Raw genomic sequence first — 24,990 nt, forward strand, 5'->3', positions numbered from 1 at the left:
TCTTTCCAGATGTCGTCCAGGTCACGAGGGTCCGTTTGCCTGAGAGTTTCCGGGGCGGTTGCTCCTTCGGCGCCGGCGGCTGGCCGGTCTCTCCCGACGTGACCTAACTCACTACAAAGCGAACAAAAACTCCCTTGCAAAAACTCCCACAGGAGCGTCGCGGCCGCTTCAAGGCCGCGCGGCCGAGAGAAAACACGCCGCTTGGCGGCCTGTCAACGCACCCAATGTGGTTCTCAACCGCCACGCGCGCAATGGCGGGGGCCTCGGCCAAGGCCGCGGCTCGGCGTAAACCTCGCGTTTCTGGACACATTTGGCGGCCCCAAGTAAAAGGACCGCAGGATCCGTCCTCGCAAGGGGGCGGCCAAGTCATAGCAATTTCGAGACAACCCCGGCCATAGGCGCCATAATCGCCGACGGTATCGGGAGAGCGGATTTCGGTCCGCCGGCAGCGCCCGGGGCGCCCGGCCGCTCTCGATTCTGCAAACATGCGCGGCATGAGCGCGTTAACATGTCCGGCCGGGATTGCCCGGAGCGGACGGTGCGAATTGGACGATTATGAGCGGCGTCAACGAAATCAGATCTGCGTTCCTGAATTACTTCGCGAAGAACGGCCACGAGATCGTGCCGTCGTCGCCGCTTGTTCCGCGCAACGATCCCACGCTGATGTTCACCAATGCCGGGATGGTGCAGTTCAAGAACGTCTTCACCGGGCTCGAGAAGCGTGCGTATCAGCGCGCCACCACCTCGCAGAAGTGCGTCCGCGCCGGCGGCAAGCACAACGACCTGGATAATGTCGGCTACACCGCGCGGCATCACACCTTCTTCGAGATGCTCGGCAACTTCTCCTTCGGCGATTACTTCAAGGACCGCGCCATCGAACTCGCCTGGAACCTGATCACCAAGGACTACGGACTGCCCAAGGACCGGCTGATGGTTACGGTCTATTCCGAGGACGATGAGGCCTTCGGATTGTGGAAGAAGATCGCCGGGCTGCCCGACTCCAGGATCGTCCGCATTCCGACCTCGGACAATTTCTGGCAGATGGGCGACACCGGTCCCTGCGGCCCGTGCTCGGAAATCTTCTACGACCACGGCGAGCACATCCCGGGCGGCCCCCCCGGCTCGGCCGATGCCGATGGCGACCGTTTCATCGAGATCTGGAATCTGGTGTTCATGCAGTACGAGCAGGTCGCCGGTGGCGTGCGCAATGCGCTGCCGCGGCCGTCGATCGACACCGGCATGGGGCTCGAGCGCATCGCCGCGGTGCTGCAGGGCAAGCACGACAACTACGACATCGACCTGTTCTCGTCCCTGATCCGCACCATCGCCGACCTCACCTCCGTCGATGCCGACGGTCCGCACAAGGCCTCGCACCGGGTGATCGCCGATCACCTGCGCGCCTCGTCGTTCCTGATCGCCGACGGCGTGCTGCCTTCCAACGAAGGCCGCGGCTATGTGCTGCGCCGGATCATGCGTCGCGCGATGCGCCATGCCCAGTTGCTCGGCGCCCGCGAGCCCTTGATGCACCGCCTGGTCTGGGCGCTGGTCCGCGAGATGGGGCAGGCCTATCCGGAACTGGTCCGCGCCGAGGCGCTGATCGAGGAGACCTTGAGGCTCGAGGAGACGCGGTTCCGCAAGACGCTCGAGCGCGGCTTGTCGATCCTCGACGAGGAGACGAAGTCGCTCGGCAAGGGCGCCCGCCTCAAGGGCGAGACCGCCTTCACCCTCTATGACACCTACGGCTTTCCCCTCGATCTCACCCAGGACGCACTGCGGCCGCGGGGCATCGACGTCGATCTCGACGGCTTCAACGCCGCCATGGAACGCCAGCGCGCCAAGGCGCGCGCCTCCTGGGCGGGCTCCGGCGAGGCCGCCGCCGAGGCGATCTGGTTCCCGCTGCGCGAGCGGCTCGGGGCCACCGAATTCCTCGGCTATGAGACCGAGAGTGCCGAAGGCGTCGTCAGCGCGCTGGTCAAGGACGGCAACGATGTCGACAGCCTCGCCACCGGCGAACGCGGCGTGGTGATCCTCAACCAGACGCCGTTCTACGGCGAATCCGGCGGTCAGGTCGGCGACACCGGCGTGCTCAGCGCCGAGGGCGTGCGGTTCCGCGTCACCGACACCCAGAAGAAGGCCGGCGATCTTTTCGTCCATATCGGCGAGGTCGAGCGCGGCACGCTCACCCTCGGCATCCCGCTCAGCCTCGAGGTCGACCATGCGCGCCGCACCTCGATCCGCGCCAACCATTCGGCGACGCATCTGTTGCATGAGGCGCTGCGCCAGGTGCTCGGCGATCACATCGCCCAGCGCGGCTCGCTGGTCGCGCCCGACCGCCTGCGCTTCGATTTCGCCCACACCAAGCCGATCACGGCCGACGAACTGCGCACGATCGAGGACATCGCCAACGACGTTGTGTTGGAAAACGAACCGGTGACGACCCGTTCCATGGCCGTGGACGACGCCCGCGCCTCCGGCGCCCGCGCGCTGTTCGGCGAGAAATATGGCGACGAAGTTCGCGTCGTTTCGATGGGCAAGGGTTCCGGCAATACGCTCGGCTGGTCGATCGAACTGTGTGGCGGCACCCATGTGCGGCGTACCGGCGACATCGGCCTGATCTCGATTCTCGCCGAGAGCGCGGTGTCCTCCGGCGTGCGGCGTATCGAGGCCCTGACGGCGCGTGCCGCACGCCAGCACGCCAATGCCACCATCCAGACCGCGCGGGCCTCGGCCGCCGAACTGCGCACCACGCTCGACGACATGCCGACCCGCATTGCGGCGCTGATGGAGGATCGCAAGAAGCTCGAGCGCGAACTGTCCGAGGCCAAGAAGAAGCTCGCCATGGGCGGCGGCGCGGCCAGTGGCGGCACCGACGGTGTCAGCAAGGTCGGCGACGTCCAGCTCCTCGCGCGCAAGGTCGAAGGCATCGAGATGAAGGATCTCAAGAGCCTCGCTGACGACGGCAAGAAGAAGCTCGGCTCCGGCGTCATTGCCATCGTCAACGTCGGCGAGGACGGCAAGGCCGGTGTTGTGGTCGGGGTCACGCCCGATCTCACCGCGCGCTACAGCGCTGTCGATCTTGTCCGCGTCGCCTCCGAGGCGCTGGGCGGCAAGGGCGGCGGCGGACGGCCGGACATGGCCCAGGCCGGCGGTCCCGACGGCTCCAAGGCGGACGCGGCGCTCGAGGCCATCGCCGCCGCGATCGGAGCCTGACGCGGTGACCCATCCGCGGTCCTGGCACGCGGAATGGGGCTGTCTCAATGCCTGGCCGGCGCTCACCAGCGCCGTCCATGACGGCTGGGTGCTGCGCTTCGCCAATGGGCTGACGCGCCGCGCCAACTCCGCCAATCCGCTTGACGGTGCCGCAAGGCTTAGCGGCGACACGCTGCAATATTTCGAGAACCTGTTCCGTGCGGTCGACCTGCCGCTGATCATCCGGGTGCCGACGCTGCTCGACCCCGGCGTCGATGCCGGGCTGGAGCGCTTCGGCTTCGCCGCCGAAGGCGAAAGTCTCGTGCTCTACGGCGAATTCGCCGATCTGCAGGCCCATTGGGATGCCGCGGTCGAGGTTCTGAGTGCCCCCGACGCTGCCTGGCGTGATGCGATCACGCAACTTCAGGGCCGCACCGAGGCCCAGCGGGCGACCTACGAGGACGTCATCTATTCCATCGTGCTGCCTGCGGGCTTTGCCAGCCTCAAGATCGAGGACGAGGTGGTGGCGCTCGCTTACGGCGCCATCGACGGCGACTTGTTGTGCTGCGAATCGGTCGTCACCGCCGAACGCCATCGCGGCCGAGGCTATGGCCGGCGGCTGGTCGCCGGCCTGTTCGGCTGGGCGCAGCGTCACCACGCGACCGCAGTCTGCCTGCAGGTGGAGACGAACAATACTGCCGGGATCGCGCTTTATCGCAGTCTCGGCCTCGTCACCGAGCTGCACCGCTATCACTATCGACGCCAGCGTGCCGTTGCAGCCGCGGGGTTCCAGACTGGAACCAATCTACCCGGGCGACGTTGACCCTCGTAGCTCCCCGCATGGTTTCCCGAGGGCGCCATGTCATCGTTTGCACAGACCGCCGTCCGAACAGCCGCCGTGATCATCGCGGTGCTGTCGCTGACGGCGGCGCGCGCCGATCCGGGCGATGCCGAGCTGCCGGGTGCCGCTGCAGAGCAGCTGGATTCCCAGCAGCAGGGGATGCAGCAACACAGTTCGCAGCAACAAGCCTTGCAGCAGCAGCAGCCGACGCCGCCGCAGCCCGCCCAATCGCAATCTGCGCTGCAGATGCCTCCGCGCGATCCGCTGTCGCCCAATCCTCGCACGGCGCGGATGCGGCGAAGCGCCACGGCCGTGCGGCAGGGGCTGGCCTCGCCGGACGTCGCCGCTGCGGCGAATGCGCCAGGGGTGTTGCGCGATGCCAGGATGCGCGCCCGGATCTCGGCACGCCTCGCCACCGCCATCCTGCCGCGCAAGATGGCGGGCCGCTGGCGCCATCGCGACGGCGGCTACGGCTGGGTCGGGCCGGTGTTCTGGCCGTTCGCCGCAGACGACATCATCGGCTATGCGCTGTCCGGAGCGGCCGATCAGGCTGTGGTGTGGAATTACGGTCTCCCGGACATCGATGCGGGGCTGTTTCCGCCTTCCAGCGCCGACGATCTGACCGGATATCTGCGGCTGCTGACCCGCGACGACGGCGGCGGGGTGAAGGCCGGCGCCGCACCGTCTGCAGCGCGGCTGGGCGCGGACAAGACCGCCGATCAGGCCATCGCGGTGCGGTTGTGCGGCGACGCGAGCCGCACCATCGCGGGCCTGCCGGTCGACACCATCCGTGGGGCGATCGGCGCCGATGATCGCCAGAGCGCGGTGCTCGAGGACCTCGCCATCGCCGCCGCGCAGACCGGGCGCATGTTGGCGGCGGCCTGTCCCGACAATATGCCGCTGACGGCGCCGGCGAGGTTCGAGGTGATGCGCCGGCGTCTCGACGCCATGCTCGCCGGCATCGATGCGCTGCAGCCACCGCTGCAGGATCTCGATGCGGTGCTGAGCGAGGACCAGAAGGCCAAGCTCGCGGTGCTAGTGATCTCGCCATCCGCAGGCGAGGGGAGGCAGGCTTCGGTGCCGGAGGCGCGCGCCCTGAAGCCGCCGAGCTGCGCCGATAGCGGAGCACGCGCCGCCGACTGGCCGCAGGATGTCATCGACCGGCTGGTGACGTCGGACGATGCGCAGAAGCCGAGCTTCGAAGAGATCAAGGCCGCACGCACCAAGGCCGCGGATGGGCTCAAGACCGCTTGCCAGCCGGCCGTTGTCGCGACCGCATCGGCGCGGCTCGCGGCGATGGGCAAGAGACTGGAGGCCATCCAGCAGGCCGTGGCAACCGTCGCGACGGCGCTGGACGATGTCTATCAGCGGCTCGATCCCGTGCAGGCCGCGAATTTCGACGCGGTTGGCCCGGCGACTGCGCCGGCCATTGCGTCGGCCGCGGCTGTGTCGACTTCAACTGTGTCGGCGGCGACTGCCTCGGCGGTGTCGATTGCTGCGGCAACGCAGGTCGCGGCGCAGCCGCAGCAGCCGACCGCGCAGGCCGTAACCCAAGACGCCGCGCAGCAGGCGATGCCTGCTGAGGCGACTTCAGAGCGAGCCAGCCGTGCCAGACCTGCGCGCGTTGCCCGCGTCGGCCATCGCCATCGCGTCCGCTCCGCCCGGGGCCTGCCGGGACCGGTGCACATGCTCGGCCGGATGTTGTTCTCGTTCTTGCGCTAAAAAAACTTCCGCCGCGAGGCGATGCTCCCAAAGCACAACGGGCGCGCCGAAGGCGCGCCCGCGTGACTTTTTTCGCGGTTTGCGCGAAGCTGTCGTTACGACGTCGCCAGCGCCCTGGTGAGGTTCTCGGCGACCTTGTCGAGGAAACCGGTGGTGGAGAGCCAGCGCTGCTCGGCGCCGACCAGCAAGGCGAGGTCCTTGGTCATGAAGCCGGCTTCGACGGTGTCGACGCAGACCTTCTCCAGCGTCTTGGCGAACTTCGCCAGCGCCTCGTTGTTGTCGAGCTTGGCGCGGTGCGACAGACCCTGTGTCCAGGCGAAGATCGAGGCGATCGAATTGGTCGACGTCTCCTTGCCCTTCTGATGCTCGCGATAGTGACGGGTGACGGTGCCGTGGGCGGCCTCTGCCTCCACAGTCTGGCCGTCCGGCGTCATCAGTACCGAGGTCATCAGGCCGAGCGAGCCGTAGCCCTGGGCCACGGTATCGGACTGGACGTCGCCGTCGTAGTTCTTGCAGGCCCAGACATAGCCGCCGGACCACTTCAGCGCCGAGGCCACCATGTCGTCGATCAGGCGATGTTCGTAGGTGAGGCCGGCCTTTTCGAACCGCGCCTTGAACTCGCTGTCGTAGATCTCCTGGAAGATGTCCTTGAAGCGGCCGTCATAGACTTTCAGGATGGTGTTCTTGGTCGACAGATACACCGGGTAATTGCGCATCAGCCCGTAGTTCAGCGAAGCGCGGGCGAAATCCTTGATGGATTCGTCGAGGTTGTACATGCTCATGGCGACGCCGGCACCCGGGGCCTTGAACACCTCGCGTTCGATCACGCTGCCGTCCTCGCCGACGAACTTCAGCGTCAGCACGCCCTTGCCGGGGAACTTGAAGTCGGTGGCGCGGTACTGGTCACCATAGGCGTGGCGGCCGATGATGATCGGCTTGGTCCAGCCGGGCACGAGGCGGGGCACGTTCCGGCAGATGATCGGCTCACGGAAGATGACGCCGCCGAGGATGTTGCGGATGGTGCCGTTCGGCGACTTCCACATCTCCTTCAGATTGAACTCCTTCACCCGGGCCTCGTCGGGGGTGATGGTGGCGCATTTGACGCCGACGCCGACCTTCTTGATGGCGTTGGCGGCATCGATGGTGATCTGGTCGTTGGTGGCGTCGCGGTGCTCCATGCCCAGATCGAAGTACATCAAGTTCACATCCAGGAACGGCAGGACCAGCTTGTCCTTGATGTACTTCCAGATGATCCGGGTCATCTCGTCGCCGTCGAGTTCGACGACGGGGTTGGTCACCTTGATTTTCGCCATGTGAAATCAGGCCTTCTTCGCTTGCTGCGTGGGCGGGAATGGTTCGATGGGCGCGCCTATAGCACCCGGAACGGCGGTCCGGAAGGGACCCAAAAGCCTAAGCGGGATGCCGTTTGGCAGCCTAGCAGCGCCGCTCCAAGCGGCTGCGTGCCTGTCCGGCAGGCATATTACGGATGATCGAGCCGCAGGCGCCCGGACTGTATTGCTCGAGAATCTCGGCGACATGGCGGTAGAGGCGCGCGGCCCGCCGGGATCGCACAGCTCGCAAATGCGACGCCAGACCGGCTTGGCCAGCTCGGGGTCGGCGGTATGGCAGGCCGACCACAGGATCTCCAGCGCATAGGCCTGCGAGTTGGGCAGTTCGATCGCCGCTGCACGTTCGAGGCAGCGCTTGCGCTCGGCGTAGCGGCGATTGGCCAGGCCACGACCGCCGCCGTGCCATAGGCGTCGTGGCAGTTTTCCGCCGTGCGCGATGCTTCCTCGAGCACCGGCGCAAGGTGCCGCGCGTCGATGTGGTCGACCACGAAGGCGAGGGACTGGATCCGGTACCAGGCATCGTGAATGTCGCGGGCGATCCGCAGGGCCGCAACGGGATCGCGAGGTGCAAGCTCGGCGGCGCGGCTGCGCCCGAGCACGGAGGTCGCGGCGGGGGAGGGTGTGACGGCATGCGGCTTGGTCGGCGCGGGTCCGCTGAAATCCCGTTCGTTGACTGTACCGAGTCTTGGTGGCATGCCACCGCCTTGCCACGCAGGGCAGCGGCCCGGATCGGCGCCCACGTGCAAAGCCGACGGCGGCGCCAGAGTCTCGCGCTTGGAGATTGATTCAAGTCCTGATGATCTCGAATCAGGTTCTCGCCCTAATTCTCTCAACCCGAATCGGAATTTGGAAGTCATGGCCGGACCGGAGGACAACATGGCGGATTTGCCCGGCCCGGTGGTGATCCTGGTCGAGCCTCAGCTCGGCGAGAATATCGGCATGGCGGCGCGGGCCATGGGCAATTTCGGACTGACCGAGCTGCGGCTGGTCAGTCCGCGGGATGGCTGGCCGAGCCTGCCCGCCACGCGCGCCGCGGCCGGTGCCGACCACATCATCGACCATGTGAAACTGTTCGATACGCTGGATGCGGCGATCGCCGATCTCGACCTCGTCTTCGCCACCAGCGCCCGACCCCATGACCAGGCCAAGCCGGTGGTGGGGCCGGCGGCGGCGGCCTGGGAGATGGCCGGGCATCTCGGCGGCGGCGGCAAAGCCGGCATCCTGTTCGGCCGCGAGCGCTATGGCCTCAAGGCCGAAGAGGTCGCCCGCGCCGACCGCATCGTCACCTTCCCGGTCAATCCCGAATTCGCCTCGCTCAATCTCGCCCAGGCGGTGCTGCTGATCGGCTACGAGTGGTTCAAGCTCGCGACCGCGGGGGCGCTGCCCCATGCCACGCCCGAGCGCAGCCCGCGCGCCGGCAAGGAGCAGATCAACGCCTTTTTCGACAACCTCGTCCGTGAACTCGACAAGGTCGAATTCCTGCGGCCGCCGGAGAAGCGCGAGATCATGCTGGTCAATCTGCGCAATATCTTCAGCCGGATGGAGCCGACCAAGCAGGACATGCATACGCTGCACGGCATCGTCATGGCCATTGCCGAAGGCCGCAAGGGCCCGGCCAAGGGCGGCGTGCTCGATGGCGCCGGCGCGACGCGGCTGCGGGCGCTGCTCGCCGAGGAGGGAACGCCGCGCGGTCCGGAGGCGGGCGGCAGCGTGCGCGGGCTCGCGCGGCTGTTGCGGCGTAATCCGACGGATGCGGAACGCGCGCTTTGGGCGGCGCTGCGCGCCGACCGGCGCTTCGCCGGCGAGTTCAAGCGCCAGACGCCGGTCGGCCGCCACATTCCGGATTTTGTCTCCTTCACCCGGCGTACTGCCGTCGAACTCGTCAATGCCGGCGAGAATGCCGCCATCGCGGCCGATCGCGGCGCGCGCAGGAGTTGGCTCGAGGCGCGTGGCTATCGCGTGGTGGTGCTCGAGGCGGCGGACATCGAACGGGACCTGCCGCAGGCGCTCGACCAGATCGCAGCGGTCCAGTCGCTCTGAGCAAATGAAGCTTGCGTCAGATCCACCGCGCTAACGCCGCAGGAACACGCGGAGGCGATGTCCGTCCGGGTCGAGGCCGACGAAGGTCCGGCCGAAATCCATCTCGGTGATCGGCTGCGCGATCCTGACGCCCTGGGCGACCCATGTCTCGAACGTGGCTTGCAGCGCCGCGGCGTCGGCGACGACGAATGCGATCTCGCTGCCGCCGGGGCGGGCGGCAGGGTCGACCGCGGGCTCCACCGTTGGCCGCAGCCACAGGCCGAGCAGCACGTTTGCGCCGAGCTCCAGCATTGCGAAGGTGGCGGATTCCTCCTTCAGAGAGCGGTCGAACAGACGGCTGTAAAACCGGCCACTGGCAAGCGGATCAGCGACATAGAACAGGACGAATTGAAACGTCGGCATGGGGCTTTCCTCGGTTCATGGAGGCGGGACCCTTACACGCTGTGCGCGACAGTTTCTGTCAGGAGCAGGATCGGGACAGCCGATCGTCTGCCGGCTTTCGTCAATGGTGGACGATGCCCTCGGCCTGCCGCCATTCGGCGAGCAGGCGGCGCCGGCGGCGCGGCAGGGCCTCCGAGGTCGCCGTGATCCCGATGATGCGATCGAGCCGGAAGTGTCGGAACGCCTGGCGCATTTCGCACCAAGCGGCGAGCACTTCGGCGTCCTTGAAGAAGCCGATCACCAGCGGCCAGATCTGGCGCTTCGAGCGTTGCCCGGAACTATCGATATAGACGATCGCGAGCTTGCGCTCGGCTCTCATCGCCTCGCGCAGCAGCGTCAGGCCGGCAGCCCGTGCCCGCTCGGTCTCCCGCGCCGCCGCCAGCAGCGGTGCATCGTCGATCCGGGCGCGGAGGTCGGGTGGCAGCACATCAGTGATCTTGGCGAGCGCGTCGGCGGCGTCGAGTCCGAGGCGGTCGTCACCAAGCTTGGTGACCCAGCGTAGCCCCAGCACCACCGCCTCGATCTCGCCATCGGTGAACATCAGCGGCGGCACCGTAAAGCCGCTGCCCAACACATAGCCGAGCCCGGCTTCGCCCCGGATGTCGGCGCCCTGGGCATTGAGGGTGAGAATGTCGCGATAGATCGTGCGCTCGGAAACGCCGAGGCTGTGGGCGAGGCCGGCCGCGGTGACGGGATGGCGGCTTCGCCGGAAGATCTGGATCAGGTCGAGCAGACGGGCCGCGCGCGACACCGGATCGGCTCCAAATAGGGCGCGCGCCGCCCCATTGCGGCGCGCGAACCGGCGCTCAGCCGGCGCTCTTGATCTGTTCGACCGCGGTGGCCAGCAGTTCGGCCATCTTGGCCCGGACCTCGGCCTCACCGATGCCCTTGGCGGCGAGATCGCCTGCGACCTTGCGCAGTACGTCAGCATCGCCCGCTTCCTGGAAGTCGGCCTCGATCACGCTCTTGGCATAGGCCGCCGCCTCGTCGCCGCTCTTGCCGAGCTTGTCGGCTGCCCATTGTCCGAGCATGCGGTTGCGGCGCGCTTCCGCCTTGAACTTGAGATCCTCGTCGTGAACGAACTTCTTCTCGAAGCCGTCCTTGCGTTCGTCGAAAGTCGTCATGATATCGGTCCTGTGCACACTACGTGGGCGGCAGATGGCTCGTGCGGTGGGTCTGACGCTCGTATCAGCATTGCAGCGAATTCGTCGGACGAGCGTCAGATCCAAAACCGCACTAGAATCATAGCTATACTAGTCTAGTGTTCCTTTGGTTCTAACGTTCGTATGAGTGCTCGCTGCAAAGGGATACCCTCGAAGGGGCCGGCGAAAGGTCTTAGCGGGGCGATGGCGTCCCGGACAATGGTCCTCCGTAAGGGCATTCAGTCGCAGCATTCATTCGGCCGTAGCAATCAGGGCTAAACTGCGGCGGTAAAACTCCTGCGAATCGGGCCCGTTCGATTGTATCGCAGGAGCCGATCGGGTAGGTTGCGGGCAGGTCCAGTTCTCGTTCTGTTTCCCGAGGCCGGGGTCTCGCGGCAGCTCCGCCGTGGGTCGTGTATCAATCGGAGCTTATCCCAATTATGGACAACAACACACGGTACATCCCCATGAGCCGTCGGCGTCGCATTTATGAAGGCAAGGCAAAGGTGCTCTATGAGGGCCCCGAGCCAGGAACGCTGATTCAGCATTTCAAGGACGACGCGACTGCGTTCAATGCCAAGAAACACCAGGTGATCGAGGGCAAGGGCGTCCTCAACAACCGGATTTCGGAATACGTCTTCCAGCATCTGAACGACATCGGGGTCCCGACCCATTTTATCCGGCGGCTCAACATGCGCGAGCAGTTGATTCGCGAGGTCGAGATCGTTCCGCTCGAGGTCGTGGTGCGTAACGTCGCCGCCGGCTCGCTGTCGCAGCGACTCGGCATCGAGGAGGGCACCCAGCTCCCCCGTTCCATCATCGAGTTCTATTACAAGAACGACCAGCTCAACGACCCGATGGTGTCGGAAGAGCACATCACCGCTTTCGGCTGGGCGACTCCCCAGGAGATCGACGACATCATGGCGCTTGCCATCCGCGTCAACGACTTCCTCACCGGGCTATTTCTCGGCATCGGCATCCGCCTCGTCGACTTCAAGATGGAATGCGGCCGGCTGTTCGAGAACGAGATGATGCGGATCATCGTCGCCGACGAGATCTCGCCCGACTCATGCCGGCTGTGGGACATCAAGTCGAACGAGAAGCTCGACAAGGACCGCTTCCGCCGCGATCTCGGCGGTCTGTTGGAGGCCTATACCGAGGTCGCCAAGCGGCTCGGCATCATGGGCGAGAACGAACGCCCGGCGGGTTCGGGTCCGGTGCTGGTGAAGAGCTGACGATCATGAAGGCACGGGTTACCGTCACGCTGAAGAGCGGCGTCCTCGATCCCCAGGGTAAGGCGATCGAGGGGGCGCTCAAGTCGCTCGGCATCGAGGGTGTCACCAGCGTCCGCCAGGGCAAGGTCTTCGACATCGAGGTCGCGGCAACCGATCGCGTCGGCGTGGAGGCAGCGCTCAAAGCCGCCGCCGACCGGCTGCTCGCCAACACGGTGGTCGAGAACTACCGGGTGGAAGTGCTCGGCTGAAGACGCGCTGAAGCGTCTTTGGCCTGCCGAAGTCTTGAGTTTCCTGAGTCTTGAGTTTTCTGAGTCTTAAAGCTCCCTGAGAAGCATGATCTGCGCATGAAGACCGCCGTCCTCGTCTTTCCGGGCATCAACCGCGAACGCGACATGGCGCGGGCGATCAAGCTCGTGTCCGGCCACGAACCGACCATGGTCTGGCATGCGGAGACCGCGCTGCCCGCCGGCACCGATCTCGTGGTGCTGCCTGGCGGCTTCTCCTACGGCGATTATCTGCGCTGCGGCGCCATTGCCGCCCGTGCACCGGTCATGGACGCGGTACGGGCCTATGCCGCCGGCGGCGGCCTGGTGCTCGGCGTCTGCAACGGCTTCCAGATCCTGTGCGAATCCGGCCTGTTGCCAGGCGTCTTGATGCGCAATGCGCGGCTCAGATTCATCTGCCGCGACGTCCATCTGCGGGTGGAGCGCTCGGACACGCCCTTTACCCGCGGCTACAATGCCGGCCAGGTGATCCGCGTGCCGGTGGCCCATGGCGAGGGCAATTACACCGCCGATGCCGAGACCCTGACACGGCTGGAAGGCGAGGGACGGGTCCTCTATCGCTACTGCGCGGCCGATGGCTCGGTCGGCGACGTCTCCAACCTCAATGGCGCGGCGGCGTCCATCGCCGGCATCATCAATGACAAGGGCAACGTCCTCGGCATGATGCCCCACCCGGAAAACCACGTCGAAACGATCATGGGCTGCACCGACGGCCGCGGCCTGTTCGCCGGCCTGTTCGCTCATTTCGATCGCGCCGCCTGATCGAGACGCCGCGCTAGTGTGGAGTCTCGCAATTGCCTACCGCCTTTGCGGCCAGTCTCTCGTAGGCAATCGCGACACATAAGCCACGCTAGCACTTTGATTTTGTTAGTGTCCTTTATGTCTCCGAATGACCGTGCGAGCGTGAAGCAAATGGGGCGGTAATTCGGAGACAGGACACTAGCCCCGTCTCCTGACGCGCTTGATGGTGCCGGAGAAGTTCAGCAGCGGCCGGCCGTCGCAGGTCATCATCCCACGCAGGAAGATCAATGAGCCGCCGGCCCGGGTGACCTCTCCGGTAGCCTCGATCCGCTCGCCTTCCTTTGCCGCGTCGAGGAATTCGGCATTGAACGCCACCGTCACGGCGGGTCCCTGCAATTCGCTTCGGGCGAAGGCGAACAGGCAGTAGTCGGCGAAGGTCATGAAGCAGCCGCCATGGACGTGGCCAAGGCCGTTGAGGTGCTTACGGGTGACGCGAAACGCGCAGCGCGCCCGGCCGTTTTCTTCGGTCTGCCAGAACGGGCCGTTATTCGATTCGAAGGTGTCGCGGGTCCAGGTGGTCCAGCCGGCGAACTCGCCGTCGGTGGCGATGACGGTCCCCGGGCGTTCGAATGGGGCGGGTGGAACGGCGGTCACGAGGCTCTCCTTGGAACTATGTCGGGCGCCTCTTACCGGCAGGGGTGACGCGGCGCAAACGCCATCCGGTCGGGCCGTCCCCAGATTTGCCGCCCCCCGGCAAAACGGGGCACACAAAGCCCTTTTCCGGCCCCTTTGATCTCCTTAAAGAGGGATGGCGCTTTTTGATTTTGACGCGTTTTCCCCAAGGGGGCGCCCTTCCTCGCCTCTTTGCGACAACGCCCGCGGACAACCGATTCCGATGATTTCCAACGAACCGAAGATCACCCCCGACCTGGTCGCCGCCCATGGCCTCACGCCGGACGAATACCAGCGCATCCTCGACCTGATCGGGCGCGAACCGACTTTCACCGAGCTCGGCATCTTCTCGGCGATGTGGAACGAGCACTGCTCCTACAAGTCGTCGCGTAAGCACCTGCGCGGCCTGCCGACCAAGGCGCCCTGGGTGATCCAGGGACCGGGCGAGAATGCCGGCGTGATCGACATCGGCGACGGCCAGGCGGTCGTCTTCAAGATGGAGAGCCACAACCACCCGAGCTACATCGAGCCCTATCAGGGCGCGACCACCGGGGTGGGCGGCATCCTGCGCGACGTCTTCACCATGGGGGCGCGGCCGATCGCCTGCCTCAATGCGTTGTCCTTCGGCGATCCCGGGCACCCCAAGACGCGGCACCTCGTCTCCGGCGTAGTGGCGGGCGTCGGCGGCTACGGCAATTCCTTTGGCGTGCCGACGGTCGGCGGCCAGACTCGATTCCATACCCGCTACGACGGCAATATCCTCGTCAACGCCATGGCGGTCGGCCTCGCGCAGGCTGACAAGATCTTCTATGCCGCCGCTTCCGGCGTGAATATGCCGATCGTCTATCTCGGCTCGAAGACCGGCCGTGACGGCATCCACGGCGCCACCATGGCGTCAGCCGAGTTCGACGATGCCTCCGAGGAGAAGCGGCCTACCGTCCAGGTCGGCGATCCGTTCGCGGAGAAGCTGCTGCTGGAGGCCTGCCTCGAGATCATGGCCAAGGGCTGCGTCGTCGCCATCCAGGACATGGGCGCGGCTGGCCTGACCTGCTCGGCGGTGGAGATGGGCGCCAAGGGCGATCTCGGCGTCGACCTCGATCTCAACGCGGTCCCGACCCGGGAAGTGGGCATGAGCGCCTACGAGATGATGCTCTCCGAGAGCCAGGAGCGCATGCTGATGGTGCTCAAGCCGGAAAAGGAAGCCGAGGCCGAGGCGATCTTCCGCAAATGGGGCCTCGACTTTGCTGTGGTCGGCCACACCACGTCGAGCTGTCGTTTCGTGGTCAAGCACGGCGGCGACGTCATGGCCGATCTGCCGATCAAGGAACTCGGCGACGAGGCGCCGCTGTATGACCGGCCATGGGTCGAAAGCCCCAAGCTGCCGGTCCTGCATGCCCGAGGCATCAAACCGCCGCTCTCGACGCTCGAAGCTCTGCACAAACTGATCGGCTCGCCTGATCTGTGCTCCAAGCGCTGGGTCTGGGAGCAATACGATCACGTCATCCTCGGCAATACCGTGCAGCGCCCCGGTGGCGATGCCGCCGTGGTGCGGGTCGAGGACGGTCCCAAGGGCCTCGCGCTCACCGTCGACGTGACGCCGCGCTATTGCGAAGCCGATCCCTTCGAGGGTGGCAAGCAGGCCGTAGCGGAGGCCTGGCGCAACATCACCGCGGTGGGCGGGCGGCCGCTCGCCATCACCGACAATCTCAATTTCGGCAATCCCGAGCGGCCGGAGATCATGGGCCAGTTCGTCGGCTGCCTGCGCGGCATTTCCGAGGCCTGCACCGCGCTCGACTTCCCGGTCGTGTCCGGCAACGTCTCGCTCTACAACGAGACCAACGGCCGCGGCATTCTGCCGACGCCCTCCATCGGAGGCGTCGGCGTGTTGCCCGACTTCACCAAGTCGGCAACGCTCGCCTTCAAGGCCGCGGGCGAGGTCATCCTCCTGATCGGCGATAGCCATGGCTGGCTCGGGCAGTCGATGTATCTGCGCGACGTCTGCGGTCGCGAGGAGGGTGCGCCGCCGCCGGTCGATCTGGACTCCGAGAAGCGCAACGGCGACGTGGTGCGCGGCATGATCCATTCGGGGACAGCGAGTGCGGTCCACGACATTTCCGACGGCGGCCTGCTCGTGGCTCTTGCCGAGATGGCGATGGCCAGCCACATCGGCGCGGTGCTCGATCGCGCTCCCGAAGGATTCGTGCCTCATGGCTGGTGGTTCGGTGAGGACCAGGCCCGCTACATCGTCACCGTGCCGGGGAGCGAACTGCTCGGCGTGCTGACCAAGCTCAAGGCGGTCGAGGTGCCGTTCACGCAGATCGGCGTGACTGGCGGCGGCGAGCTGGTGATCGACGGAGAAGGTTGCATTGCGCTCGAGCGGCTCGAGCATGCCTTCGAGAGCTGGCTGCCCGACTACATGGCCGGCAAGGCGAGCTGAACCCTCTCGTCGGCTTCTCAGGGGTATGCTCGCGCTTGTCGCAGGTATCCGTGTCTTGACGTCCCGATGGCGTACGTCCCCATGCGGGACAGGCCCGGCCATGACGAATGAACGAGAGGCCGGGCTCAGGCCGCGAGCTCGTATTCGCGGCTGATGTCCTTGCCCGTATAGTCCGTCATCAGCGCGGTGGCGATGATGCTGATCACCGCGCAGCAGGCGATGTAGATCGCGATGGCGTAGGGCGTGTGATAGGTGCCGAACAGCCAGGTTGCGATCAGCGGCGCCGGGCCGCCGGCGATCACCGAGGCGAGCTGGTAGCCGAGCGACGAGCCGCTGTAGCGCAGCCGTCCGGTGAAGCTCTCCGCGATCAGCGCGGCCTGCGGCCCATACATCATGTCATGGGGCACCAGCGACAGCACGATCGCGAAGAAGATGATCCAGGTCACGCCGGTGTTGACCATTCCGAAATAAATGAAGCCGAACACGCCGGTGACCACCGCGCCGATCAGATACATGGTCTTGCGGCCGATGCGGTCGGACAGGTGCCCGAACAGCGGGATCGAGACGAACGACAGTACCGAGGCCACGAGGACCGCGGTGAGCAGGAAGTCCCGCGACACGTGCAATGTGCCGGTGCCGTAGGAAAAGATGAAAGCCGTGAAGATGTAGAACGGGGCCTGCTCGGCCATGCGCGCGAACGCCGACAGCACGATCGCCTTTGGCTGTTTCTTGATCACCTCGAGGATCGGGGTGCGCTCGATGCGGCGTTCGGCGACAAGACGGGTGAAGATCGGAGTCTCAAGGATGCCGAGCCGGATGTAGAGGCCGACAGCGACGAGAAGCAGGCTCAGCAAGAACGGCACGCGCCAGCCCCACGCAAGGAAGTCCTCCCCCGACATCTGGCTGAAGGCGAGGACAGCGAGGTTGGCGAGGAACAGTCCGCAAGGTACGCCGAACTGCGGCCAGGATGCGATGAAGCCGCGGGAATGGTTGGACCGCGCCCATTCCATCGAGAGCAGCACCGAGCCACCCCATTCGCCGCCGACGCCGACGCCCTGGATGAAGCGCAGGATCGTGAGAATGACGGCGCCCCAGACGCCAACACTGGCATAGGTCGGCACCAGTGCGACCGCGAACGTCGCTAGCCCCATCACCAGCAGCGTTGCGATCAGCGTCGACTTGCGTCCGATGCGATCGCCGTAATGACCGAAGATCGCCGCGCCCACCGGCCGCGCGACGAAGCCGACCGCATAGATGGCGAACGCTTCGAGGGTGCCGACAAGGGGATCAGAGCGCGGGAAGAACAACTTGGCGAACACCAACCCGGTGACGGTGCTGTAGAGGAAGAAATCGTACCATTCGATCGCCGTGCCGATGGTGGCGGCGAGTACCGCGCGGCGGAGCTGGATCTGGTGTTCGGATTCGGAGAGCAGGACGATGTCGGTCTCGCTGGAGGCCATGGCGTTTCTCCAGTTGACTGCGCTCTTCTGGCGCGTGTTGCGCAGCTAAATGTTTTGTGAAGGAACTCCGAAGCGAAGACCTGGTTCCATGCGACCGGAGGTACAACGATGGCTCCGGCATCGACGATTTGGTGAGGTCCCCGCCGAGGTCGCCTGTACCGCCGCACCACGCGGCGGCGGACGGGCTCACAGCACGCGTCTGACCGCTGGTAGGCTGCGCAGCGCCGCCGTCATGCCCCAGCTCAGGGCGAGTGTTCCGCTGAAGACGATCAGCACCTTGACGGCAGCGCTGATGGCGAATCCGAGCAGCGCATATTGCAGCCACAGACAGAAGAGGTAATGCACGACATAGATGCCGTAGGCGTCGGCCTGCAAGGCATCCAGCCAGCTTTCCCCGTCGGATGAGAAGCGCAGGAACAGGGCGAGGATGGCGAGGCTGATGGCGACGCAGGTCGCGGCATAGATCACGCCGTAGCTCGACTGCCACCACAGCGGCGGGGCGCCGACGAGGTTGCTCAGGCGCATGCGGCGGAAGTTGATCAGATAAGAGAGCAGCCCGAAAGCGATCGCGGCGACCATCGTCGCGGCGAACCAGCGGCACGCCAATTGGCCGTCGCGCGCCAGCAGGCCCTTGGCGAGATCCGCGGCGCCGATACCGACACCGGCGAAGAAGAACACCGCATAGAGCAGCAATCGGCTGGCCTGGACCTCGAACGGGCCGAGATTGAACCAGCGCACGGCGCCGAATTTGAACAGCATCGGCATGTAGGCGAGCGTCGCGACGATGAACAGTGCGAGGCCGAAGACGACGGCGCGGTCGCGCGCCAGGGTCGACAGGCGGCCGATCGCGATGATCGTGGACGGAGCGATCAGAAACAGAAGAGCGGCAATGCCGTCGAGCAGCAGAAGCAGCCAGATGAACCAGGCCGGGCCGTTGAACCAGACGCCATTCCTGAAATTGTCGAGCCAGAAGGGGAGAAAGCCGGTCGCTTTGCCGGTGAGGCTGAAGGACGCGTAATAGGCGATCGGCATCAGGAAAATGACCGCGACGACATAAGGTATTCCCAGGCGCAGCGCCCGGTCGCGCAGGAATTGGGCGATGCCCTTGCGCATCAGGCTCGGCCAGACGAACAGCCCCGACAGCAGATACATCAGCGCCATGAAGAAGGCGTCGTTGAACAACGTGAAGAGGTTGAAGCCGATCCACTTCTGGACATCGACGATCGGCGCGGTCGACCATAGATAATGATTGGGATAGAAACGGCCGAACGCGGTGTAGGCGACCACGGTGTGATTGGCGAGCACCAGCAAGGTGACGAAGGTGCGCGCCCGGTCGAGCGCTGCATAACGGTCGGACATGGTGATCGATCAGGCCCTCAAAGTCGCGCAATCCTAGCGCGAGAAGCCAGGGTCGTCATCGTGCAACCAGGTCTCTACAACTGGTGCGGTGTCTCGCAATTGCCTACAGGGGGCTGCCGCAGAGGGGGTAGACAATTGCGAGACATAAGCTGCACCAGTGCGGTGGATCTGACGCTCGTATTAGCATTGCAGCGAATTCGTCGTATCCGCGTCAGATCAAAAACCGCAATAGAATCATAACTATACTGTGTCCCTTTGGTTCCAACGTTCGTATGAGTGCTCGCTGCAAAGGGACACGAACGTACCGGGACACTAGTGTGGCGTTTCGCAATTGCCTACTGCCTTTGCGGCAAGCCTCTCGTAGGCAATTGCGAGACATAAGCCGCACTAGCTTTTTGATTTTGCTAGTGTCCTGATGTCTCCGAATTACAGTGCGAGGGTGAGGCAAATGAAGCGGTAATTCGGAGACAGGACACTAGTCCGCCGTTTCCTCGATCTTGACCCGGTCGGGATAAAAGGCGAGGTGACCGGCAATGGCGGCGACGGCGGGGTAGGGGCGCTCGTAGCTCCAGATCGCGTCGGCGATCGCGTGGCTGCCGGCCTTGACGCTGAAATAGCTGGCATCGCCCTTGTAAGGGCAGTGCGTCACATGGGCGCCGGGCTCGAACTGAGTCATCGCCGCATCCTCGCGCGGAATGTAGTGCACCGGCGGGTAATTTGCCTCTCGGAGGGTCAAGGTCCGTCGGCTATCGGCGAGGCTGAGGCCGCCAAGGCTGACGCGAATCCGGCGCGGATTGGCTTCAATGGTGATCGGGTGGTCGGGTCCTGGTGTTTTCATCGAAGGTGCCCCGTGCGGAAGTCCGGTCGAATTCCCAGCACACCGTCGAAGCATGGCTGACGGCGGCCGGGAAGAGATGACGAGATGGGGCCAAAGGGCTAGAACTTCAACCAAGGTGGCAACCGCCGCGAATCGAGATGCAAACCGGAGACCGTTCAGATGCCGATGGATGCGCGGGAGATCGAGGCCATGATCAAGGCCGCCATTCCCGATGCCGAAGTCACCATTCGCGATCTCGCCGGCGACGGCGATCATTATGCCGCGACCGTGATCTCTGAGTCGTTCCGCGGCAAATCGCGTGTGCAGCAGCACCAGATCGTTTATCAGGCGCTCAAGGGCCAGATGGGCGGGGTGCTGCACGCCCTCGCGCTACAGACGGGCGCGCCGGCGGCCTGAGGCCGCCCGCCGGGAACACCACCGATCGAGCGCGGCGGCTCAGCCTGTCAGCGCGTGGACGGAAAACAGCCCGGCGTCGTCGTACCAGCTGCGCGCCAGTTTCCACCCCGCGGCCTCCGCCAGCGCGCGGAAACGCGGCACGCTATATTTATAGCTGTTCTCGGTGTGGATGCTTTCGCCGGCTCGGAAGACGATGTCGCGGCCGAGCAGGCGAATGGCCTGGTCCGTCCGGCTGACGAGGTGCATCTCGATGCGGTGACGCACGCCGTTGTAGAAGGCGCGGTGGTCAAATGCCGACAGATCGAAATCGGCGCCGAGTTCGCGGTTGATCCGCTCGAGCAGATTGAGGTTGAACCGGGCGGTGACGCCAGAGGCGTCGTCATAGGCCGGCTCGAGCACCGCGGGACCCTTTTCCAGATCGATGCCGATGATCATCGTCGCGCCGCCCCCCAGCAGGCGTCGCGCGCTTCGCAGGAAGGCGCCGGCGGCTTCCGGCTCGAAATTGCCGAGGGTCGAACCGGGAAAGAAACCGGCGCGTGGCAATTTGGCGACGCTGGGCGGCAGATCGAACGAGCCGGTGAAATCCGCCGCGACGGGGTCCACGGAGAGGCGCGGAAAGTCGCGGCGCAAACCCGCGGCCTGAGCATTGAGGAAATCTTCGGAGATATCGACAGGAACATAGGCGCCCAGGCGATCTGCCAGGCCGCCACCCTCAAGCAGCAGCCGCACTTTCGTCGTCGCTCCGGCTCCGAATTCGACGAGAGCTGCGCGATCCGGGATGGCCGAAGCGAAGTCGCGGCCGTGCCGGCGCAGGATCTCGATCTCGCTGCGCGTCGGGTAGTATTCCGGCAGACGCGTGATCTCCTCGAACAGCGCCGACCCGGCGGCATCATAGAAATACTTCGGTGGCAGGCGTTTGGGCGTGTCGGTGAGGCCGGCCATCACGTCGCCGGCGAAGGCGGTGGCGGCTGGTGCGGAGCTGCGAGTGGCCGCGCGCGCGGAGGCGTGGATATTCATCGGCGTTCTCCCTGGCGCCGTGGCGCCTCGAAATTGCTTGATTGTCGCGAGGACAGCTCGTCTCCGCAGCCTTAATCGGGGTAATCGGCAAGGCGCAGGCCAGTGAACTGCCAGCGATGATGTGGATAGAAGAAGTTGCGATAGGTGAGGCGGCTGTGGCCTTCGGGGGTGGCCAGCGACGAGCCGCGCAGCACGAACTGGTTGACCATGAATTTGCCGTTGTATTCGCCGAGCGCATCCTCGGCGGCGCGATATCCCGGATAGGGCGCATAGGCGCTGCGCGTCCATTGCCAGACGGTGCCGAAGGCATCATTGAACGCGCCGGCACGGGCCGCCACCTCCCATTCGAATTCGGTCGGCAGATGCCTGCCGCGCCAGCGGGCGAAGGCGTCAGCTTCGTAATAGCTGACATGGCAGACCGGCGCGGCGGGGTCGATAGGCTGCGAGCCGCCGAGCGTCATCACATACCAGCGGCCGTCCACCTCATGCCAATGGCCTGGCGCGCGCCAGCCCTCGGTGCTCGCCACCGTGAAGCCCTCCATCAGCCATAGCGTCGCGCGCGCGTAGCCGTCGTCGGCCATGAAGGCGAGCCACTCGCCGTTGGTGACGAGATCTCGGGCGATGCGCACCGGGCCGACCAGGGCGCGGTGGGCAGGCTGCTCGTTATCGAAATGGAAACCGTTCTGCTGGTGCCCGATAGCATGGATGCCTTCCGGGAGCACCACCTCGCCATCTCTCCTGTCCGCCCGCCGCTGAGGCGTGGGCCAGCGCCAGTCCGGGTCGTAGGCCGGACGGATCGGGTTGCAGGAGAAGGCGTGCAGGATGTCGGTGAGCATCAGCTCCTGGTGTTGCTGCTCGTGATTGAATCCGACCACTATCAGCGGGGCCACCTTCTCAAGGATGGCGGCATCCGCTTCTTCGAGAAATCGGGTGACCGCCGCATCGACATGGGCCCGGTAGGCGCCGATCTCGGCAGCGCCCGGGCGGGTCAGCAGCCCGCGGGCATGGCGGGCATGGCGCGGGCCGACGGTGACATAATACGAATTGAACAGGAAAGCATAATCGGGATCGAACGGACGGTAGTCCGGCAGGTGCTCGCCGAGCACGAATTGCTCGAAGAACCAGGTGGTGTGGGCGCGGTGCCATTTGGCCGGACTGGCATCCGGCATCGACTGCACGCACTGGTCCTCGGCGGAGAGGGGGCCGGCGCGGCGCTCGGTCTCGGTCCGGACGGAACGGAAAGCGGCAATCAGGGCCGCGTTGCGGGATGAGCTGAGGTCGGAGGTCGGGGCCCAGGGGATTTCGGGGGCGGTCGTGGCTGGTTGCGTCACGCAGAACTCCGATTTCAGGCCATAACGTTTTGCGCGGGGGCAGGTTCCCGAGCGATTCCTGCTCCAGATAGGCTGTCCGGTGGCCGATTACAGGGGTGGAGGCGGCATCCGTCGATTACCGCGGCCCGTTCAGGAATGGGGATCGACCGAAATTCGGGTGGGATGGCAGAGCCGTTCGGGCTACATATATTCCTTATGATGACCCTGGGGCCGAGCCCCCGGCGCACAAGGACGGGACCATGAATATCGAGCAATTCATCGACAACGAAGTGAAGTCGAACGACGTCGTGCTGTTCATGAAGGGCACGCCACAGTTCCCCCAATGCGGGTTCTCCGGCCAAGTGGTCCAGATCCTCGACCACGTCGGGATCCCCTACAAGGGACTGAACGTCCTCGACTCCATGGAATTGCGCGAGGGCATCAAGGTCTATTCCAACTGGCCGACCATTCCGCAGCTCTATGTCAAGGGCGAGTTCGTCGGCGGTTGCGACATCATCCGCGAGATGTTCCAGGCGGGCGAGTTGCAGCAGCTCTTCGCAGACAAGGGCGTCGCCGCGCCGGCGGGCTAAGTCCAGACCAACGCGCCGATGCCATGAGCGCGCCGGCGCGTCTTCAAGCCCGCTGCTGGGCAGGGATATAAAGGGATGAGTGCTGACGGTTCGCGCGTTGTCGGAAGGCTCAAGGGATCGCCCCTTGTGCGTCCTGTCCTACGTCCCGTGAGGCGGCATTTTGCGACGGGCGTGCGCGCAGCGCTGATCGCCGCTGTGCTCGCCATCCCCGCGACGCTTGGACCGGAGCGCGTCGACCCCGCGGCCGCTGCCATCGACCCTCAATTGTCGATCGACAAGCTTGGCCGCATCGACAACTTCTTCAACAGTGAAATCGGCGGCGGAAAGATTCCGGGCGCGGTCGTGCTGGTGCAGCGCCACGGCCGGCCGGCCTATTTCCGGTGTTTCGGTGTCCGCGACGTCGACAGCGGTCTGCCGATGTCGTCGGACACGATCTTTCGTATCTTCTCGATGTCCAAGCCGATCACCGCAGTGACGGCGATGATGCTGATCGACCAGGGCAAGCTCGGCTTGCACGATCCGCTGTCGAAATACATTCCTGCCTTCGCCCAGGTGAAAGTCGGGGTCGAGACCCGCGGCCCCGACGGCGTAACGCGGCTTGCCACCGAGCCGCTGCGCCGCGAGATCACCATCGAGGACTTGCTGCGGCAGTCCTCGGGCATCACCTATGGCTTCTATGGCGACAGCCAGGTGCGCAAGGCCTATGCCGCGGCCGACCTGTTTCGCGAACCGCTCGACAATGCCATTTTCGCCGAGCGTCTTGCCAAGCTGCCCCTCGCCGAGCAGCCGGGCACGGTGTGGGATTATGGCCATTCCATGGACATTGTCGGCCGGGTGATCGAGGTCGTCACCGGGAAGTCGCTCTATCAGGCCGAGAAGGAGATGCTGCTCGATCCGCTCGGCATGACCGACACCGCGTTCTATGTCGCCGATCCGGAAAAGTATTCGCGCCTGGCGCGGCCGATGCCCAGCGACAGCACCTTCGTCGCCACCATGGAGCGCGACGTGCGCAAGCCCATCGCCTGGGAGCCGGGTGGCAGCGGCATGGTGTCGACGCCGCATGATTATGCGCGCTTCGCCCAGATGCTGCTCAACGGCGGCATGCTCGATGGCCGGCAGTATCTCAGCCCGGAAGCGTTCCGGACCATGACCACCAATCAAATCGAGCCGGCGACTGGTGTGAAGCGCGGCGCATTCTATTTCCCCGGTGACGGTTTCGGTTACGGCCTCGGCTTTGGTGTCCGCATCAATCGCGGCGACCGCAACCCGCCGGGCGCGGTCGGCGAGATCAAGTGGGACGGCGCTGGCGGCACCTATTTCTTCGCCGATCCCAAGAACGACATGTTCGCCATGCTGATGATCCAGTCACCGTCGCAGCGCGGACGTATCATTCCCGAGCTCAAGAAGCTGGTCTACGACGCGCTCGCGACCAAATAGAGGTTGTCGAGCAGCGTGAGCGCCGGCTCGTGTGAACGGGGCGCGCGAAGAATCCGCTCCATTCATTAGGCCGAGCCCCTCAGCTGCCGGGCGCGGCGAATTTCATCAGGACGAGACCGGCGAGGATGAGTGCGGCGGCGGTGAGGCGCAGCGGGGTCATCGCCTCGCCGAGCAGCAAGATGCCGGTGGCGAAGGCGCCGAGCGCGCCGATCCCGGTCCAGACCATGTAGGACGTGCCCATCGGCAACGATTTCATCGCCAGCGCCAGCAGGCCGACGCTGGCGATCATGGCGGTGATGCTCAGTACGGCGGGCGTCGGGCGGCTGAAGCCGTCCGACTGCTTGAGAGCATAGGCCCAGACGATTTCGAGCAGACCGGCGACGGTCAAGAGCATCCAGGACATCACGCGGCTCCTTCAGGCGAAGAGCCGGGCCGTCCCGGGCGTCGAATCTACCCGCAGCTCGATTGCGGCGGGACGAGGACGTGGCCT

22 protein-coding genes and 1 riboswitch are annotated in these 24,990 nt (G+C 65.2%); of the genes, 11 read left to right on the forward strand and 11 right to left on the reverse strand.

What is annotated here, in order from left to right:
* Nucleotides 1–17 precede the first annotated feature (17 nt).
* Nucleotides 18–106, reverse strand: a riboswitch (glycine riboswitch).
* 449 nt (nt 107–555) lie between these two features.
* The 3 genes from alaS to DB459_RS18165 are packed head-to-tail and all read left to right on the forward strand — an operon-like array spanning nt 556 to nt 5,752.
* Nucleotides 556–3,210, forward strand: coding sequence for an alanine--tRNA ligase (gene alaS, locus DB459_RS18155; RefSeq protein WP_253706667.1), 2,655 nt, complete (start codon nt 556–558; stop codon nt 3,208–3,210).
* A gap of 4 nt (nt 3,211–3,214) precedes the next feature.
* Complete coding sequence (locus DB459_RS18160; protein ID WP_253706668.1) at nt 3,215–4,012, forward strand: GNAT family N-acetyltransferase; 798 nt, start codon at nt 3,215–3,217, stop codon at nt 4,010–4,012.
* 36 nt (nt 4,013–4,048) lie between these two features.
* Nucleotides 4,049–5,752, forward strand: a complete 1,704-nt coding sequence (locus DB459_RS18165; protein ID WP_253706669.1) for a Spy/CpxP family protein refolding chaperone — start codon at nt 4,049–4,051, stop codon at nt 5,750–5,752.
* A 95-nt stretch (nt 5,753–5,847) separates the two neighbouring features.
* Here the strand turns inward: DB459_RS18165 and DB459_RS18170 are convergent, their stop codons facing one another.
* Nucleotides 5,848–7,065, reverse strand: a complete 1,218-nt coding sequence (locus DB459_RS18170) for an NADP-dependent isocitrate dehydrogenase (RefSeq protein WP_253706670.1) — start codon at nt 7,063–7,065, stop codon at nt 5,848–5,850.
* A gap of 912 nt (nt 7,066–7,977) precedes the next feature.
* On the opposite strand from DB459_RS18170, the gene DB459_RS18175 reads away from it, so the two are divergent.
* A complete protein-coding gene (locus tag DB459_RS18175) occupies nt 7,978–9,141 on the forward strand; it encodes a TrmJ/YjtD family RNA methyltransferase (RefSeq protein ID WP_371926773.1) in 1,164 nt (387 codons plus the stop codon).
* Between the two features lie 30 nt (nt 9,142–9,171).
* Here DB459_RS18175 and DB459_RS18180 read toward each other — a convergent pair whose 3' ends face one another.
* From DB459_RS18180 to DB459_RS18190, 3 genes are all read right to left on the reverse strand, one after another.
* Nucleotides 9,172–9,543 carry a VOC family protein gene (locus DB459_RS18180; RefSeq protein ID WP_253706672.1) on the reverse strand — a complete coding sequence of 124 codons (372 nt, stop codon included), beginning with the start codon at nt 9,541–9,543 and terminating at the stop codon, nt 9,172–9,174.
* Between the two features lie 100 nt (nt 9,544–9,643).
* On the reverse strand, nt 9,644–10,333 hold the full coding sequence (locus DB459_RS18185; RefSeq protein WP_253706673.1) for a YafY family protein: 690 nt from the start codon (nt 10,331–10,333) through the stop codon (nt 9,644–9,646).
* A 55-nt stretch (nt 10,334–10,388) separates the two neighbouring features.
* The gene (locus tag DB459_RS18190; protein WP_253706674.1) at nt 10,389–10,706 is read right to left on the reverse strand and encodes a DUF1476 domain-containing protein; all 318 of its coding nucleotides are present in this window, start codon (nt 10,704–10,706) and stop codon (nt 10,389–10,391) included.
* Between the two features lie 485 nt (nt 10,707–11,191).
* Between DB459_RS18190 and purC the strand changes: the two genes are divergently transcribed.
* From purC to purQ, 3 genes are all read left to right on the forward strand, one after another.
* Complete coding sequence (gene purC, locus DB459_RS18195; RefSeq protein WP_253706675.1) at nt 11,192–11,959, forward strand: phosphoribosylaminoimidazolesuccinocarboxamide synthase; 768 nt, start codon at nt 11,192–11,194, stop codon at nt 11,957–11,959.
* A 5-nt stretch (nt 11,960–11,964) separates the two neighbouring features.
* A complete protein-coding gene (purS, locus tag DB459_RS18200) occupies nt 11,965–12,207 on the forward strand; it encodes a phosphoribosylformylglycinamidine synthase subunit PurS (protein ID WP_253706676.1) in 243 nt (80 codons plus the stop codon).
* Between the two features lie 96 nt (nt 12,208–12,303).
* A complete protein-coding gene (gene purQ / locus DB459_RS18205) occupies nt 12,304–13,005 on the forward strand; it encodes a phosphoribosylformylglycinamidine synthase subunit PurQ (protein ID WP_253706677.1) in 702 nt (233 codons plus the stop codon).
* 177 nt (nt 13,006–13,182) lie between these two features.
* Here purQ and DB459_RS18210 read toward each other — a convergent pair whose 3' ends face one another.
* Nucleotides 13,183–13,638, reverse strand: coding sequence for a PaaI family thioesterase (locus DB459_RS18210; protein ID WP_253706678.1), 456 nt, complete (start codon nt 13,636–13,638; stop codon nt 13,183–13,185).
* A gap of 241 nt (nt 13,639–13,879) precedes the next feature.
* Between DB459_RS18210 and purL the strand changes: the two genes are divergently transcribed.
* Nucleotides 13,880–16,093: a phosphoribosylformylglycinamidine synthase subunit PurL gene (gene purL, locus DB459_RS18215; protein ID WP_253706679.1), complete on the forward strand. Its 2,214-nt coding sequence runs from the start codon at nt 13,880–13,882 to the stop codon at nt 16,091–16,093.
* 125 nt (nt 16,094–16,218) lie between these two features.
* Here purL and DB459_RS18220 read toward each other — a convergent pair whose 3' ends face one another.
* From DB459_RS18220 to DB459_RS18230, 3 genes are all read right to left on the reverse strand, one after another.
* Complete coding sequence (locus DB459_RS18220; RefSeq protein ID WP_253706680.1) at nt 16,219–17,553, reverse strand: MFS transporter; 1,335 nt, start codon at nt 17,551–17,553, stop codon at nt 16,219–16,221.
* A gap of 186 nt (nt 17,554–17,739) precedes the next feature.
* Nucleotides 17,740–18,912, reverse strand: coding sequence for an acyltransferase family protein (locus tag DB459_RS18225; protein ID WP_253706681.1), 1,173 nt, complete (start codon nt 18,910–18,912; stop codon nt 17,740–17,742).
* A 475-nt stretch (nt 18,913–19,387) separates the two neighbouring features.
* Entirely contained in the window at nt 19,388–19,750 is a 363-nt protein-coding gene (locus DB459_RS18230; protein ID WP_253706682.1) for a DUF427 domain-containing protein, read from the reverse strand.
* Between the two features lie 159 nt (nt 19,751–19,909).
* Between DB459_RS18230 and DB459_RS18235 the strand changes: the two genes are divergently transcribed.
* The gene (locus DB459_RS18235; protein WP_253706683.1) at nt 19,910–20,146 is read left to right on the forward strand and encodes a BolA family protein; all 237 of its coding nucleotides are present in this window, start codon (nt 19,910–19,912) and stop codon (nt 20,144–20,146) included.
* Nucleotides 20,147–20,185: 39 nt separating this feature from the next.
* Here DB459_RS18235 and egtD read toward each other — a convergent pair whose 3' ends face one another.
* On the reverse strand, nt 20,186–21,163 hold the full coding sequence (egtD, locus tag DB459_RS18240; protein ID WP_253706684.1) for an L-histidine N(alpha)-methyltransferase: 978 nt from the start codon (nt 21,161–21,163) through the stop codon (nt 20,186–20,188).
* A gap of 71 nt (nt 21,164–21,234) precedes the next feature.
* Nucleotides 21,235–22,464, reverse strand: coding sequence for an ergothioneine biosynthesis protein EgtB (gene egtB, locus DB459_RS18245; protein ID WP_253713620.1), 1,230 nt, complete (start codon nt 22,462–22,464; stop codon nt 21,235–21,237).
* A gap of 269 nt (nt 22,465–22,733) precedes the next feature.
* On the opposite strand from egtB, the gene grxD reads away from it, so the two are divergent.
* On the forward strand, nt 22,734–23,063 hold the full coding sequence (gene grxD, locus DB459_RS18250) for a Grx4 family monothiol glutaredoxin (protein ID WP_253706685.1): 330 nt from the start codon (nt 22,734–22,736) through the stop codon (nt 23,061–23,063).
* Between the two features lie 171 nt (nt 23,064–23,234).
* On the forward strand, nt 23,235–24,500 hold the full coding sequence (locus DB459_RS18255; protein WP_253706686.1) for a serine hydrolase: 1,266 nt from the start codon (nt 23,235–23,237) through the stop codon (nt 24,498–24,500).
* Between the two features lie 79 nt (nt 24,501–24,579).
* On the opposite strand, the gene sugE is transcribed toward DB459_RS18255, so the two are convergent.
* Nucleotides 24,580–24,903 (reverse strand): quaternary ammonium compound efflux SMR transporter SugE, encoded by a 324-nt coding sequence (gene sugE / locus DB459_RS18260; protein ID WP_253706687.1) that lies wholly within the window; start codon nt 24,901–24,903, stop codon nt 24,580–24,582.
* Nucleotides 24,904–24,990: the final 87 nt, after the last annotated feature.

Origin of the sequence: Bradyrhizobium sp. WD16, assembly GCF_024181725.1 — a bacterium.
Taxonomy (GTDB): Bacteria; Pseudomonadota; Alphaproteobacteria; order Rhizobiales; family Xanthobacteraceae; genus Bradyrhizobium_A.